The sequence below is a fragment of the Aeromonas jandaei genome, from assembly GCF_037890695.1.
Lineage (GTDB): Bacteria > Pseudomonadota > Gammaproteobacteria > Enterobacterales > Aeromonadaceae > Aeromonas > Aeromonas jandaei.
Genome location: NZ_CP149571.1, coordinates 600,001 through 613,489, shown reverse-complemented (window position 1 = coordinate 613,489; position 13,489 = coordinate 600,001). Strand labels below are relative to the sequence as shown.

At 53.5% G+C, this 13,489-nt stretch carries 26 protein-coding genes and 1 pseudogene; 26 read left to right on the top strand and 1 reads right to left on the bottom strand.

All coding sequences use genetic code 11. The annotated features are described in order from the left end of the window. Positions 1–28: 28 nt before the first annotated feature. The gene (locus WE862_RS03105) at positions 29–943 is read right to left on the bottom strand and encodes a DMT family transporter (RefSeq protein WP_042029469.1); all 915 of its coding nucleotides are present in this window, start codon (positions 941–943) and stop codon (positions 29–31) included. Positions 944–1,299: 356 nt separating this feature from the next. Here WE862_RS03105 and rpsJ point away from each other — a divergent pair, with 356 nt between their 5' ends. The 26 genes and pseudogenes from rpsJ (at position 1,300) to rpsD (ending at position 13,482) form a co-directional block, all read left to right on the top strand. Further along, the gene (gene rpsJ, locus WE862_RS03100) at positions 1,300–1,611 is read left to right on the top strand and encodes a 30S ribosomal protein S10 (RefSeq protein ID WP_339058747.1); all 312 of its coding nucleotides are present in this window, start codon (positions 1,300–1,302) and stop codon (positions 1,609–1,611) included. A 22-nt stretch (positions 1,612–1,633) separates the two neighbouring features. Next, positions 1,634–2,266: a 50S ribosomal protein L3 gene (gene rplC, locus WE862_RS03095; RefSeq protein ID WP_005307947.1), complete on the top strand. Its 633-nt coding sequence runs from the start codon at positions 1,634–1,636 to the stop codon at positions 2,264–2,266. Positions 2,267–2,283: 17 nt separating this feature from the next. After that, the gene (rplD, locus tag WE862_RS03090; protein WP_005340616.1) at positions 2,284–2,889 is read left to right on the top strand and encodes a 50S ribosomal protein L4; all 606 of its coding nucleotides are present in this window, start codon (positions 2,284–2,286) and stop codon (positions 2,887–2,889) included. Next, complete coding sequence (rplW, locus tag WE862_RS03085; protein WP_005307955.1) at positions 2,886–3,188, top strand: 50S ribosomal protein L23; 303 nt, start codon at positions 2,886–2,888, stop codon at positions 3,186–3,188. The genes rplD and rplW overlap by 4 nt, the downstream gene beginning before the upstream one ends. A 15-nt stretch (positions 3,189–3,203) precedes the next feature. Further along, positions 3,204–4,025 (top strand): 50S ribosomal protein L2, encoded by an 822-nt coding sequence (gene rplB, locus WE862_RS03080; protein WP_041209710.1) that lies wholly within the window; start codon positions 3,204–3,206, stop codon positions 4,023–4,025. A gap of 22 nt (positions 4,026–4,047) precedes the next feature. Beyond that, complete coding sequence (gene rpsS / locus WE862_RS03075) at positions 4,048–4,326, top strand: 30S ribosomal protein S19 (RefSeq protein ID WP_005307960.1); 279 nt, start codon at positions 4,048–4,050, stop codon at positions 4,324–4,326. 10 nt (positions 4,327–4,336) lie between these two features. After that, positions 4,337–4,681: a 50S ribosomal protein L22 gene (rplV, locus tag WE862_RS03070; protein WP_005319741.1), complete on the top strand. Its 345-nt coding sequence runs from the start codon at positions 4,337–4,339 to the stop codon at positions 4,679–4,681. Positions 4,682–4,684: 3 nt separating this feature from the next. Further along, positions 4,685–5,398 (top strand): 30S ribosomal protein S3, encoded by a 714-nt coding sequence (gene rpsC / locus WE862_RS03065; protein WP_005307962.1) that lies wholly within the window; start codon positions 4,685–4,687, stop codon positions 5,396–5,398. 13 nt (positions 5,399–5,411) lie between these two features. Then, the gene (rplP, locus tag WE862_RS03060) at positions 5,412–5,825 is read left to right on the top strand and encodes a 50S ribosomal protein L16 (protein WP_005340612.1); all 414 of its coding nucleotides are present in this window, start codon (positions 5,412–5,414) and stop codon (positions 5,823–5,825) included. Continuing rightward, the gene (gene rpmC / locus WE862_RS03055) at positions 5,825–6,016 is read left to right on the top strand and encodes a 50S ribosomal protein L29 (RefSeq protein WP_005307965.1); all 192 of its coding nucleotides are present in this window, start codon (positions 5,825–5,827) and stop codon (positions 6,014–6,016) included. Before rplP ends, rpmC begins: the two co-directional genes overlap by 1 nt. Continuing rightward, complete coding sequence (gene rpsQ / locus WE862_RS03050) at positions 6,016–6,264, top strand: 30S ribosomal protein S17 (protein ID WP_005307966.1); 249 nt, start codon at positions 6,016–6,018, stop codon at positions 6,262–6,264. Before rpmC ends, rpsQ begins: the two co-directional genes overlap by 1 nt. Positions 6,265–6,411: 147 nt before the next feature. Next, positions 6,412–6,780: a 50S ribosomal protein L14 gene (gene rplN, locus WE862_RS03045; protein WP_005307975.1), complete on the top strand. Its 369-nt coding sequence runs from the start codon at positions 6,412–6,414 to the stop codon at positions 6,778–6,780. Between the two features lie 11 nt (positions 6,781–6,791). Beyond that, entirely contained in the window at positions 6,792–7,109 is a 318-nt protein-coding gene (gene rplX / locus WE862_RS03040) for a 50S ribosomal protein L24 (protein ID WP_005307977.1), read from the top strand. Between the two features lie 13 nt (positions 7,110–7,122). Beyond that, a complete protein-coding gene (gene rplE / locus WE862_RS03035; RefSeq protein WP_033115585.1) occupies positions 7,123–7,662 on the top strand; it encodes a 50S ribosomal protein L5 in 540 nt (179 codons plus the stop codon). 10 nt (positions 7,663–7,672) lie between these two features. Continuing rightward, positions 7,673–7,978, top strand: a complete 306-nt coding sequence (rpsN, locus tag WE862_RS03030) for a 30S ribosomal protein S14 (RefSeq protein ID WP_005340609.1) — start codon at positions 7,673–7,675, stop codon at positions 7,976–7,978. 20 nt (positions 7,979–7,998) lie between these two features. Further along, complete coding sequence (rpsH, locus tag WE862_RS03025) at positions 7,999–8,391, top strand: 30S ribosomal protein S8 (RefSeq protein ID WP_033115584.1); 393 nt, start codon at positions 7,999–8,001, stop codon at positions 8,389–8,391. A gap of 13 nt (positions 8,392–8,404) precedes the next feature. Beyond that, entirely contained in the window at positions 8,405–8,938 is a 534-nt protein-coding gene (rplF, locus tag WE862_RS03020; protein WP_033115583.1) for a 50S ribosomal protein L6, read from the top strand. A gap of 9 nt (positions 8,939–8,947) precedes the next feature. Next, positions 8,948–9,301, top strand: a complete 354-nt coding sequence (gene rplR / locus WE862_RS03015) for a 50S ribosomal protein L18 (RefSeq protein ID WP_005340606.1) — start codon at positions 8,948–8,950, stop codon at positions 9,299–9,301. Positions 9,302–9,315: 14 nt separating this feature from the next. Further along, a complete protein-coding gene (rpsE, locus tag WE862_RS03010) occupies positions 9,316–9,816 on the top strand; it encodes a 30S ribosomal protein S5 (protein WP_005342686.1) in 501 nt (166 codons plus the stop codon). A 6-nt stretch (positions 9,817–9,822) separates the two neighbouring features. Beyond that, positions 9,823–10,002, top strand: a complete 180-nt coding sequence (gene rpmD / locus WE862_RS03005; protein ID WP_005307985.1) for a 50S ribosomal protein L30 — start codon at positions 9,823–9,825, stop codon at positions 10,000–10,002. A 2-nt stretch (positions 10,003–10,004) separates the two neighbouring features. Continuing rightward, positions 10,005–10,442 carry a 50S ribosomal protein L15 gene (gene rplO / locus WE862_RS03000; protein ID WP_033115582.1) on the top strand — a complete coding sequence of 146 codons (438 nt, stop codon included), beginning with the start codon at positions 10,005–10,007 and terminating at the stop codon, positions 10,440–10,442. Positions 10,443–10,450: 8 nt separating this feature from the next. Further along, positions 10,451–11,780 (top strand): annotated as a pseudogene (secY, locus tag WE862_RS02995) (preprotein translocase subunit SecY). A gap of 27 nt (positions 11,781–11,807) precedes the next feature. Further along, entirely contained in the window at positions 11,808–11,921 is a 114-nt protein-coding gene (gene rpmJ / locus WE862_RS02990; RefSeq protein ID WP_005319705.1) for a 50S ribosomal protein L36, read from the top strand. 139 nt (positions 11,922–12,060) lie between these two features. Continuing rightward, positions 12,061–12,417, top strand: a complete 357-nt coding sequence (rpsM, locus tag WE862_RS02985; RefSeq protein ID WP_005307991.1) for a 30S ribosomal protein S13 — start codon at positions 12,061–12,063, stop codon at positions 12,415–12,417. 14 nt (positions 12,418–12,431) lie between these two features. Next, positions 12,432–12,821, top strand: coding sequence for a 30S ribosomal protein S11 (gene rpsK, locus WE862_RS02980; protein WP_005307993.1), 390 nt, complete (start codon positions 12,432–12,434; stop codon positions 12,819–12,821). Positions 12,822–12,861: 40 nt separating this feature from the next. Continuing rightward, positions 12,862–13,482, top strand: a complete 621-nt coding sequence (gene rpsD / locus WE862_RS02975) for a 30S ribosomal protein S4 (RefSeq protein WP_005342696.1) — start codon at positions 12,862–12,864, stop codon at positions 13,480–13,482. Positions 13,483–13,489 lie beyond the last annotated feature (7 nt).

Sequence of the window (13,489 nt, the reverse complement as noted above, 5' to 3'; positions counted from 1 at the left end):
TATCGAGAGATACGCCCCTTCTGCTTGGTCAGGCTTGTGGCTTGGCGGTATTGCGATAGCGCTTGCCATATTTCAGCTGCTGAATAAGCAGGGCCGCGACGATGAGGGCCAGCCCGATAGGGGTGGCGGGGTGAATGGTTTCGCCGATCAGCAAGTTGAGCAGCACCAGCGAGGCAAACGGCGAGATGAAGATAAGGTTGCTGATGGGGGCTGTGTTAGTGGCGTGGCGCAGCGCCATCAACCAGAGCACGAAACCGAAACCCATCTCGAACAGACCTACATAGATGGCGCCTGCCCATCCCTGCCAGGCGGTCATGGTAAAATCGGAAAGCAGCCAGGTCGCAGCGACGATAAAGGGCAGGCTGATGATGAAGCCAAGCAGCAAGCTGACGACGGGATCCCCCTGATTGCGGGTATTGAGGATCCAGTAGCTGGCCCAGATCAGAGTCGACACCAGTGCCAGCGTTACGCCGAGCGGGCTGTCGAACTGCAGGCCGAATACATCTCCCTTGGTGGCGATCACCAGCGCGCCAAAGTAGCCAAGCACGATGGCGACGCCATCGCGGCGACGCAGTTTCTGACCGAGGAAGGGAACGGCCAGCAGACTGAGGGTGATGGCCCAGGTGTAGTTGAGGGTCTGCGCCTGCTGCGCGGGCAGCAGGTCATAGGCCTTGAACAGCAGCAGGTAATAGAGGAAGGGGTTGAGTACGCCCAGCGCCAGATAGTAGAACGGGCGTGCCTTGATATAGCTGCCCAGCAGACCCAGTTTGCCCTGCTTGGCCACGATGGTTGTCAGCGTCAGTGTCGAGGTAAACGCCGCGACCAGCAGTAGTTGCACCGGTTCAAAGTAGGTGAGCGATATCTTGAAGGCACTGGCGACCGTCGACCAGAGCGCAACGGCACAGAGGCCATATTGATAGGCTTTCTTTTGATCTTTGAGCATGTGGGAGTCGTTCCATTGACGAAGGCGGAGCCCAGTCTATCAGCCTGCTTGCCGGCTTGTCGTCAGTGCTGCCGACAGGGGAGAAGAGGCGGTGAGTGCGAGATCCATCTGTCACATAAAATTGCGCACAATCTGTTCGCCTTCACTTGCGCAAATTTGAAAAATCCGTATAATCCCCTCCGCTTGCCCATGAGGCAAGCCAGACGATATGTCTGCTTGCTGAGTATCCCCTTTGTGGGAACCAGCCATACAGTCTCCCCGATATGGGGAGAAACGTGAAAAATCACACCTCTGGCGGGATTAATCTCGGTCGGGCGGTGTTGATTTATGTTCTTTTATCTATTGGAGCTCTGTCAATGCAGAACCAAAGAATCCGTATCCGCCTGAAGGCTTTTGATCATCGTCTGATTGATCAATCCACTGCGGAAATCGTTGAAACTGCTAAGCGCACTGGCGCGCAGGTTCGCGGTCGTATCCCGCTGCCGACTCGCAAAGAGCGTTTCACCGTTCTGATCTCCCCGCACGTCAACAAAGACGCGCGTGATCAGTACGAGATCCGCACTCACAAGCGTCTGGTAGACATCGTTGAGCCGACTGACAAGACCGTAGACGCCCTGATGCGTCTGGATCTGGCAGCTGGTGTAGACGTCCAGATCAGCCTGGGTTAATTACGGAAAGAGGTTGATAACAATGACAATCGGTCTTGTAGGTCGCAAAGTGGGTATGACTCGCATCTTCACTGAAGATGGCGTTTCTATCCCGGTGACTGTTATCGAAGTTGAAGCTAACCGTGTAACTCAGGTCAAATCTGTAGAAACCGACGGCTACAACGCTATTCAGGTTACCACTGGCTCCAAGAAAGCTAGCCGCGTAACCAAGCCGGAAGCTGGCCACTTCGCCAAAGCTGGTGTAGAAGCCGGTCGCGGTCTGTGGGAATTCCGCCTGAACAACGGTGAAACTTTCACTGTTGGTAGCGAGCTGAAAGTAGATCTTCTCGCTGACGTTAAGCTGGTAGACGTTACCGGCACATCCAAGGGTAAAGGTTTTGCCGGTACTGTTAAGCGCTGGAACTTCCGTACCCAGGATATGACCCACGGTAACTCTCTGTCCCACCGTGTACCTGGCTCCATCGGTCAAAACCAGACCCCGGGCCGTGTATTCAAGGGCAAAAAGATGGCTGGTCACATGGGTGCTGAGCGTGTAACGACTCAGAACCTGGAACTGGTTCGTGTTGACGCTGAACGCAACCTGCTGCTCATCAAAGGTGCAGTACCGGGTGCAACCAACGGCAACGTGATCGTTAAACCTGCCGTCAAAGCGTAACGTCTGAGGAGATAGTAATGGAATTGGTAATGAAAGACGCCAAGAGCGCTCTTGAAGTTTCCGAGACTACCTTCGGGCGCGAATTCAACGAAGCTCTGGTTCACCAGGTTGTCGTTGCTTATGCCGCTGGTGCCCGTCAGGGTACTCGTGCGCAGCTGACTCGCTCTGAAGTGTCTGGTGGCGGCAAAAAGCCGTGGCGTCAGAAGGGTACTGGTCGTGCCCGTGCTGGCTCCATCCGTTCGCCCATTTGGCGTTCCGGTGGTGTGACTTTTGCTGCTAAGCCGCAAGATCACAGCCAGAAAGTAAACAAGAAGATGTACCGCGGCGCTATCCGTAGCATTCTGTCCGAGCTGGTACGTCAAGAGCGCCTGATCGTTGTTGAGAAGTTCGGCATCGAAGCTCCGAAGACCAAAGAACTGATCGCCAAGCTGAAAGAAATGGAACTGACTGACGTTCTGATCGTGACTGCTGAAGTCGATGAGAACCTGTTCCTGGCTGCTCGCAACCTGTACAAAGTTGACGTGCGTGACGTTGCCGGTATCGACCCGGTCAGCCTGATCGCTTTCGACAAGGTTCTGATGACTGCTGACGCAGTTAAGCAAATCGAGGAGATGCTGGCATGATCCGTGAAGAGCGTCTGCTGAAAGTTCTGAAGGCTCCGCACATCTCTGAAAAGAGCACCATGGTTGCAGAAAAGCAGAACACTATCGTGTTCAAAGTTGCTGTTGATGCCACCAAGGCGGAAGTCAAAGCTGCAGTTGCGAAACTGTTCGAGGTCGAAGTTGAGACCGTCCGTACCCTGAACATGAAGGGTAAGACCAAGCGCGCAGGTGCACGCGTAGGCCGTCGTTCCGATTGGAAAAAGGCTTATGTGACCCTGAAAGCTGGTCAGGACATCGACTTCATGGGCGCAGCCGAGTAAGAGGAGTTCTGAAAAATGGCAATCGTTAAGTGCAAGCCTACTTCTCCGGGCCGCCGCCACGTCGTCAAGATCGTCAACCAGGAACTGTACAAGGGTAAGCCCTTTGCAGCTCTGCTGGACAAGAAAGACAAAACCGGTGGTCGTAACAACAACGGCCGCATCACCACTCGCCACATCGGCGGTGGTCACAAGCAGCACTACCGTCTGATCGACTTCAAGCGCGACAAAGACGGTATCCCGGCTAAAGTTGAGCGCCTGGAATACGATCCGAACCGTACCGCAAACATCGCCCTGGTGCTGTATGCAGACGGTGAGCGTCGTTACATCCTGGCTCCGAAAGGCCTGAAAGCTGGTGATGCAATCGCTTCTGGTGCTGATGCCGCAATCAAGGTAGGTAACACCCTGCCGATGCGCAACATCCCGGTCGGTTCTACCGTTCACGCTGTTGAGATGAAGCCTGGTAAAGGTGCCCAGCTGGCTCGTTCCGCTGGTACTTTCATCCAGATCCTGGCTCGTGAAGGTAACTATGTAACTCTGCGTCTGCGTTCCGGCGAAGTACGTAAAGTTCTGGCCGAGTGCCGCGCTACCATCGGCGAAGTCGGTAACTCCGAGCACATGCTGCGTCAACTGGGTAAAGCCGGTGCAAACCGCTGGCGTGGTATTCGTCCGACCGTTCGCGGTATGGCGATGAACCCGGTTGACCACCCGCACGGTGGTGGTGAGGGTCGTAACAAGGGCATGCAGCCTGTGTCCCCATGGGGCCAGAAGGCTAAAGGCTTCAAGACCCGTAAGAACAAGCGTACCGACAAGTACATCGTACGTCGTCGTAACAAGTAATTGTTAACATAGAGGAATCACCATGCCACGTTCTCTCAAGAAGGGTCCATTTATCGACCTGCACTTGCTGAAGAAGGTAGAGAAAGCGGTGGAAAGCGGGGATAAAAAGCCGGTTAAAACCTGGTCCCGTCGTTCAATGATCATCCCGAACATGATCGGTTTGACCATCGCTGTCCATAATGGTCGTCAGCACGTTCCGGTTTTCGTTACCGAAGAAATGATCGGTCACAAACTGGGTGAATTCGCACCGACTCGTACTTATCGCGGCCATGCTGCTGATAAGAAGGCTAAGAAGCGCTAAGGGATAAATGATGGAAGCTATCGCTAAACACCGTTATGCCCGTACTTCTGCCCAGAAAGCTCGTCTGGTAGCCGATCAAGTACGTGGTCTGTCCGTAGACAAGGCTCTGAACATCCTGACCTTCAGCCCGAAAAAGGCTGCTGTTCTGGTGAAGAAAGTGCTGGAATCTGCCATTGCAAACGCTGAGCACAACGAAGGCGCCGACATCGACGCCCTGCGTGTTGCTACTATCATGGTCGACGAAGGTCCCTCCATGAAGCGCATCCGTCCTCGTGCCAAAGGTCGCGCGGATCGTATCCTCAAGCGTACCGCTCACATCACCGTAGTGGTATCCGACGCTAAGGCTGGGAGATAAGCAATGGGTCAGAAAGTACATCCTAATGGCATTCGCCTGGGTATTACCAAGCCTTGGAATTCTACCTGGTTCGCGAACACCAAAGACTTCGCTGACAACCTGTACAGCGATTTTCAAGTACGCCAGTTCCTGACCAAGGAACTGAAAAACGCGTCCTTGTCCAAGATCACCATCGAGCGTCCGGCCAAGAGCATCCGTGTGACCATTCACACCGCTCGTCCGGGTGTTGTGATCGGTAAGAAAGGCGAAGACGTTGAGAAGCTGCGCAAAGCTGTAGCCACTATTGCTGGCGTGCCTGCTCAGATCAACATTTCCGAAGTCCGCAAGCCGGAGCTGGATGGCAAACTGGTTGCCGACAGCATCACTTCCCAGCTGGAGCGTCGTGTAATGTTTCGTCGTGCTATGAAGCGCGCCGTACAGAACGCAATGCGCCTGGGTGCCAAGGGCATCAAAGTGGAAGTTTCCGGTCGTCTGGGCGGCGCTGAAATCGCGCGTACCGAATGGTACCGTGAAGGTCGTGTGCCGTTGCACACCCTGCGTGCCGACATCGACTACGCAACTTCTGAAGCCCACACCACTTACGGTGTGATCGGCGTTAAAGTTTGGATCTTCAAGGGCGAAGTTCTGGGCGGTCTGGCTGCTGTCAACGCTGCCGCTGCTCAAGAGCAAGCTCCTGCGAAGCCCAAGCGTGACAACAAGCGCCGCGCTGCCAAGTAAGGAGATTCGGTAAATGTTGCAACCAAAGCGTACTAAATTCCGCAAGACCCACAAAGGTCGTAACCGCGGTCTGGCCACCTCTGGTAACGAAGTATCCTTCGGTACCTTTGGCCTGAAGGCGACATCTCGTGGTCAGCTGACTGCTCGTCAAATCGAAGCAGCCCGTCGTGCCATGACCCGTCACGTTAAGCGTCAGGGTAAGATCTGGATCCGTGTGTTCCCGGACAAGCCGATTACCGAAAAGCCCCTCGAAGTTCGTATGGGTAAAGGTAAGGGTAACGTGGAATACTGGGTTTGCCCGATCCAGCCTGGCAAGGTTCTGTACGAGATGGACGGTGTACCTGAGGCTCTGGCGCGTGAAGCGTTCGCCCTGGCCGCAGCCAAGCTGTCTGTTCAGACCACTTTCGTAATTAAGACGGTGATGTGATGAAAGCCCAAGATCTGCGTCAAAAGAGCGTCGAAGAACTGAACCAGGAGCTGCTGGGCCTGCTGCGTGAGCAATTCAACATGCGCATGCAAGCTTCCACCGGCCAACTGGCTCAGACTCACACTCTGAAACAAGTGCGTCGTGACGTCGCACGTATCAAGACTGTACTGACTGAGAAGGCAGGTGCGTAATGACTGACAAAATCCGTACTCTGCAGGGTCGTGTAATCAGCGACAAGATGGACAAGTCCATCACTGTTGCCATCGAGCGCAAGGTAAAGCACCCGATCTACGGTAAGATCATCAAGCGCACTACCAAGCTGCACGTACATGATGAAAACAACGAGTGCAAAGCTGGTGACCTCGTGGAAATCCGCGAGTGCCGCCCGCTGTCCAAGACCAAGTCCTGGACCCTGGTTGCCGTTGTAGAAAAGGCCTAATCGGTACTTTTTAGCTCAAACGGCCCCTTTCAGGGGCCGTTTGTTTTTTAGGCTACCTTTTCTAAAAATCCTGTGTTATAGTTTCGCGCCTTTTGAAGGCAGCCAGATCCCGAAAGGGATAAGAAGTAAACAAAGCGGAGCACTAAGATGATCCAGATGCAAAGTATGCTGGGTGTTGCCGACAACTCCGGCGCTCGCAGTGTAATGTGTATTAAGGTTCTGGGTGGTTCGCACCGCCGTTACGCCGGCATCGGCGACATCATCAAAGTTTCCATCAAGGAAGCTATTCCTCGCGGTAAAGTGAAGAAAGGTGATGTGTATAACGCGGTGGTCGTACGCACCCGTAAAGGCGTTCGTCGTCCGGACGGCTCAGTCATCCGTTTCGACAACAATGCGGCTGTGTTGCTTAACAACAACCAACAGCCGATCGGTACTCGTATTTTTGGCCCGGTGACCCGTGAACTGCGTAATGAGAAGTTCATGAAGATTGTGTCCCTGGCACCCGAAGTACTGTAAGGAGTCGAACGATGGCAGCTAAAATCCGTCGCGAAGACGAAGTGATTGTTCTTACCGGCAAAGACAAGGGCAAGCGTGGCAAAGTCACTCAAGTTCTGATTGCTAAAGGTAAGGTAATCGTGGAAGGCATCAACCAGGTGAAGAAACACCAGAAGCCGGTACCCGCACTGGGTCAGGCTGGCGGTATCGTCACCAAAGAAGCCCCCATCGATGTATCTAACGTAGCGCTGTTCAACTCTGCCACTGGCAAAGCTGACCGCGTTGGTTTCCGGATTGAAGACGGCAAAAAAGTTCGTTTCTTCAAATCCACCGGCGAACTTGTGAAGTAATTGGAGTTTAACGATGGCGAAACTGCATGATTACTACAAATCCGATGTAGTAAGTGAACTGACCAAGCAGTTCGGTTACAAGACTATCATGCAAGTCCCTCGGATCGAGAAAATCACCCTGAACATGGGTGTTGGTGAAGCGATCTCTGACAAGAAATTGCTGGAAAATGCTGCTGCCGATATGGCTGCCATTTCCGGTCAGAAGCCGCTGATCACCAAAGCTCGCAAATCTGTTGCGGGCTTCAAGATTCGTGAAGGCTACCCGATAGGTTGTAAAGTAACCCTGCGTGGCGAGCGTATGTGGGAGTTCCTGGAACGGCTGATCTGCATCTCCGTACCGCGTATCCGTGACTTCCGTGGCCTGAACGCTAAAGCGTTCGACGGTCGTGGTAACTACTCCATGGGCGTGCGTGAGCAGATCATCTTCCCGGAAATCGACTATGACAAAGTCGATCGCGTCCGTGGTCTGGATATCACCATCACCACTTCCGCGAATACCGATGAAGAAGGCCGTGCTCTGCTGGCTGCCTTTAACTTCCCATTCCGCAAGTAAGGTTAGGGTTATGGCTAAAACATCCATGAAAGCGCGCGAAGCAAAGCGTGCCAAGCTGGTAGCCAAGTACGCAACCAAGCGTGCCGAGCTCAAAGCTATCATCGTTGATATGAACGCTTCTGAAGAAGCGCGTTGGGATGCTGTTCTGCAACTGCAACAGCTGCCCCGTGATTCCAGTCCGTCCCGTCAGCGTAACCGTTGCAACATTACTGGTCGTCCGCACGGTTTCCTGCGCAAGTTTGGCCTGTCTCGCATCAAGGTGCGTGAGCATGCCATGAAGGGCGAAATTCCGGGCCTGAAAAAGGCCTCTTGGTAAAGAATCTCGGGAGTTAGACTATGAGCATGCAAGATCCGATCGCGGATATGCTGACCCGCATCCGTAACGGTCAGGCGGCGAGCAAAGTTGCGGTTTCCATGCCTTCTTCCAAGCTGAAAGTGGCTATTGCCAAAGTGCTGAAAGAAGAAGGTTACATCGCTGGCTACACCGTAGCTGGTGACGTGAAGCCGGAACTGGAAATTGAACTGAAATATTTCCAGGGCAAGCCGGTTGTAGAACTGATCCAACGCGTGAGCCGTCCCGGCCTGCGTATTTACAAGCGCACTACTGATCTGCCGAAAGTTATGGGCGGTCTCGGTGTTGCTATCGTGTCCACGTCTAAAGGTGTGATGACCGACCGTGCTGCTCGCAAAGCAAGCATGGGTGGTGAGATCATCTGCTACGTCGCTTAATAGGAGGTCGGAAATGTCTCGCGTTGCTAAGGCACCCGTCACTATTCCTGCTGGCGTAGAAGTGACTCTGAACGGTCAGGAACTGTCCATCAAAGGTGGTAAAGGTTCCCTGGTTCGTTCTATTCACGCCGGTGTAGAAGTGACCAAAGAAGACAATGTACTGAAGTTCGCCCCGCGCGACGGCATCGCTGGTGCTGACGCTCAGGCCGGTACTGCCCGTGCATTGGTCAACAACATGGTAATCGGTGTTACCCAAGGCTTCGAGCGCAAGCTGCAGCTGGTTGGTGTAGGTTACAAAGCCTCCATCAAGGGCAATGCTGTCGCTCTGGCTCTGGGCTTCTCTCACCCGGTAGAGCATGAGCTGCCGGCTGGTGTAACCGCTGAGTGCCCGTCCCAGACCGAAATCGTTCTGCGTGGCGTTGACAAGCAGCTGGTTGGCCAAGTCGCCGCCGATATCCGTGCTTACCGCGCTCCGGAGCCCTACAAGGGCAAGGGTGTACGCTATGCCAACGAGCAAGTGCGTACTAAAGAAGCTAAGAAGAAGTAAGGTAACACTATGGACAAGAAAGCAGCTCGTCTCCGTCGTGCTACTCGTGCTCGGAAAAAGATGCAGGAACTGGGAGCTACCCGTCTGGTTGTTCACCGTACCCCGCGTCATATCTATGCGCAGGTTATTGCAGCCAACGGTTCCGAAGTTCTGGCCTCTGCTTCCACAGTAGAGAAAGCCATCAGTGAAGCTCTGAAATACACCGGTAACGCAGATGCTGCTACCGCTGTAGGTAAAGCTATCGCTGAGCGTGCTATTGCCAAAGGCGTTCAGAACGTATCTTTCGATCGTTCCGGTTTCAAGTATCACGGCCGCATCGCTGCTCTGGCAGCTGCTGCACGTGACGCTGGTCTTCAGTTCTAAGCTAGGAGTCGAAGATGGCTAAAGTCGAATCTCAAGCCGGCGAACTGCAAGAAAAGCTGATTGCAGTAAACCGTGTTTCGAAAACTGTTAAAGGTGGTCGTATCATGTCCTTCACCGCGTTGACCGTGGTGGGTGATGGTAACGGCCGTGTAGGTTACGGTTACGGTAAAGCCCGTGAAGTTCCGGCTGCTATTCAAAAAGCAATGGAACAGGCCAAGCGTAACCTGAACAAGGTTGAGCTGAACAACGGCACCCTGCACCACCCGGTGAAAGGTGTTCACTCCGGTTCCACCGTGTTCATGAAGCCGGCCTCTCAAGGTACTGGTATCATCGCAGGCGGCGCTATGCGTGCTGTTCTGGAAGTTGCTGGTATCCACAACGTGCTGGCTAAGACCTACGGTTCCACCAACCCAATCAACGTTGTTCGCGCAACTGTAGACGCTCTGGTTCACGGTCAATCACCGGAACAGATCGCTGCCAAGCGTGGTCTGCGCGTTGAAGAAATTCTGGGGTAATGCGACATGGCTAACACTGTAAAAGTAACTCAAACTCGCAGCTCTATCGGCCGTCTGCCCAAGCACAAGGCGACTCTGCGTGGTCTGGGTCTGCGTCGCATTGGTCACACCGTTGAGCTGGAAGATACTCCCTGCGTACGCGGTATGATCAACCAGGTTTATTACATGGTTAAGGTGGAGGGCTAAGCATGCGTCTGAACACTCTGTCTCCGGCCGCTGGTTCCAAGCCTGAAAAACATCGTCGTGGCCGTGGTATCGGCTCCGGCCTGGGCAAGACTGGTGGTCGTGGTGTTAAAGGCCAAACCTCTCGTTCCGGTGGCGGCAAAGTTCGCAACGGTTTCGAAGGCGGCCAGATGCCTTTGAAAATCCGTCTGCCGAAGTTCGGTTTCTTCTCTCGCAAATCTTTGGTTTCTGCCGAAGTTCGCCTGAACGAAATCGCCCTGGTAGAAGGTGATGTGGTCGACGTGAGCACTCTGAAGCAAGCCGGTGTTATTACTAAAAACATCGTGTTCGCTAAAGTTGTTCTGTCTGGCAACATTGACCGTGCTGTGACCGTTCGTGGTCTGTCCGTCACCAAAGGTGCACGCGCAGCCATCGAGGCCGCTGGCGGTAAAATCGAGGAATAATCAGTACAATGGCTAAGAAACCAGGATTGGATGTTAAAGCACAGGGTGGTCTGAGTGAACTGAAGAGCCGTCTGCTCTTCGTTCTCGGGGCGATTATCGTTTTCCGTGCAGGCTCTTATGTGCCGATTCCTGGTATTGACGCCGCCGTACTGGCCGAGTTGTTCCAGCAACAGAAGGGCACCATCATTGAGATGTTCAACATGTTCAGTGGTGGTGCACTCTCGCGTGCTTCTATTCTTGCGTTGGGGATCATGCCGTACATTTCGGCGTCGATCATTATCCAGCTGCTGACTGTGGTTCATCCTGCTCTTGCTGAACTCAAGAAAGAGGGTGAATCCGGCCGTCGCAAGATTAGCCAATATACCCGTTGGGGCACGCTGGTTTTGGGAACTTTCCAGGCCATTGGTATTGCAACCGGTCTGCCGAATATGATGCATGGACTCGTGACTAATCCGGGTCTGGGCTTCTATTTCACAGCGGTTGTGAGTCTGGTCACCGGTACCATGTTCTTGATGTGGTTGGGTGAGCAGATTACCGAGCGTGGGATTGGTAATGGTATCTCGTTGATTATTTTCACAGGTATCGTTGCCGGTCTGCCGCATGCCATTGGCGCTACGGCCGAACAGGCACGTCAAGGGGAATTGCACATCCTGCTGTTGTTGTTGCTGGGCTTGATTGTTTTCGCAGTGACTTACTTTGTGGTGTTCGTAGAGCGTGGTCAGCGTCGTATCGTCGTTAACTATGCCAAGCGTCAACAAGGCCGCCAGGTATTCGCCGCGCAAAGCACGCACCTGCCGTTGAAAGTCAACATGGCCGGTGTGATTCCTGCGATTTTCGCATCCAGCATCATCCTCTTCCCGGGGCCGATTACCTCTTGGTTTGGTCAGGGCGAGGGTAAAGTAGCCGACATCCTGCAACAGGTCTCTATGGCTCCTGCAGCCGGGTCAGCCGCTTTACGAGATGCTCTATGCAGCAGCCATTATCTTCTTCTGCTTCTTCTATACCGCGCTGGTGTTCAACCCCCGCGAGACAGCAGATAATCTGAAGAAGAGTGGAGCCTTTATCCCGGGGATTCGCCCGGGCGAGCAGACAGCACGTTATATCGATAAGGTTATGACTCGCCTGACATTGGCAGGTGCACTCTATATAACCTTTATCTGTCTGGTACCCCAGTTCTTGATGACTGCCTGGAACGTACAGTTCTACTTCGGTGGCACCTCGCTGCTGATTATCGTGGTGGTTATCATGGACTTCATGGCTCAGGTTCAGACCCATATGATGTCTCATCAATATGGTGATGTCCTGAGGAAGGCCAACCTGAAGGGCTACGGCCGCTAAAGGTCGGCGTAGTTACGGAGTTAAGCAATGAAAGTTCGTGCTTCCGTTAAGGCAATCTGCCGTAACTGCAAAATCATCAAGCGTCACGGTGTGGTGCGTGTGATTTGCAGCGAGCCTAAGCATAAACAGCGTCAAGGCTAATTTTTTACGGTTAGTACTTGCAACAAATAGTTGTGCTGGCTAATATAGCCAGCCAACTTTTGTTGTGTATTGGTTGACCGCCACGTATCCGCTCACGGGCTTTGTGGTGGTCGTAATCTACTATATGTAGGAGTGAATAGTGGCCCGTATCGCTGGCATTAACATTCCTGACCATAAGCATGCAGTCATCGCTTTGACTGCTATTTATGGCGTCGGTCGTACCCGCTCCAAGGCCATCTGTGCCGCAGCCGGTATCGCTGAGAATGTGAAAATTAAAGACCTGGACGAAGCTCAGATCGAGAGTCTGCGTGAACAAGTAGGTAAATTCACCGTTGAAGGTGACCTGCGTCGTCAGATTTCCATGAACATCAAGCGTTTGATGGATCTGGGTTGCTACCGTGGTTTGCGTCACCGTCGTAGCCTGCCTGTTCGTGGTCAACGTACCAAGACCAACGCTCGTACCCGTAAGGGTCCGCGCAAGGCTATCAAGAAGTAACGGGAAGGTAGAAAATGGCTAAAACTCCGACTCGTGCTCGCAAGCGCGTTAAAAAGCAAGTGAGCGACGGTATTGCGCACGTTCATGCATCTTTCAACAACACAATCGTGACCATTACTGACCGTCAGGGCAACGCTCTGTCTTGGGCTACTTCTGGTGGTTCCGGTTTCCGTGGTTCTCGTAAGTCCACCCCGTTCGCTGCTCAGGTAGCTGCTGAACGCGCTGGTGAGATGGCCAAAGAATATGGCGTCAAGAACCTGGAAGTCATGGTCAAAGGTCCGGGTCCCGGTCGTGAGTCTTCCATCCGCGCCCTGAACGCGGCTGGTTTCCGCATCACTAACATTACTGATGTGACTCCGATCCCGCACAACGGTTGTCGTCCTCCCAAGAAGCGCCGCGTGTAACGCTGGTAGCTACTTGGTCTAGGATTGTTGGAGAAAGAAGATGGCAAGATATATCGGTCCTAAGCTTAAGCTTAGCCGTCGTGAGGGCACAGACCTCTTCCTGAAGTCTGGTGTTCGCGCGATTGATTCTAAGTGCAAGATTGACACCGCTCCTGGTCAGCACGGCGCTCGTAAGCCGCGTCTGTCCGACTACGGTGTGCAACTGCGCGAGAAACAAAAAGTTCGTCGTATCTACGGCGTATTGGAAAAACAGTTCCGCAACTACTACCGCGACGCTGCCCGTCAAAAGGGTAACACCGGTGAAAACCTGTTGCAGCTGCTGGAAGGTCGTCTGGACAACGTCGTATACCGCATGGGCTTCGGTGCTACCCGCGCTGAATCTCGTCAGCTGGTGAGCCACAAGGCCATCATGGTAAACGGCCGCGTTGTGAACATTCCTTCTTTCCAGGTTTCCCCTGAGGACGTGATCTGCGTTCGTGAGAAGGCTAAGAAGCAAGCGCGTATCAAAGCTGCCCTTGAGGTTGCTGGTCAGCGCGAGAAGCCGACTTGGGTAGAGGTTGATGCCGCTAAAATGGAAGGTGCCTTCAAGCGCCTGCCGGAGCGTTCCGACCTGTCTGCCGACATTAACGAACAGCTGATCGTCGAGCTTTACTCCAAGTAAAGCTAGC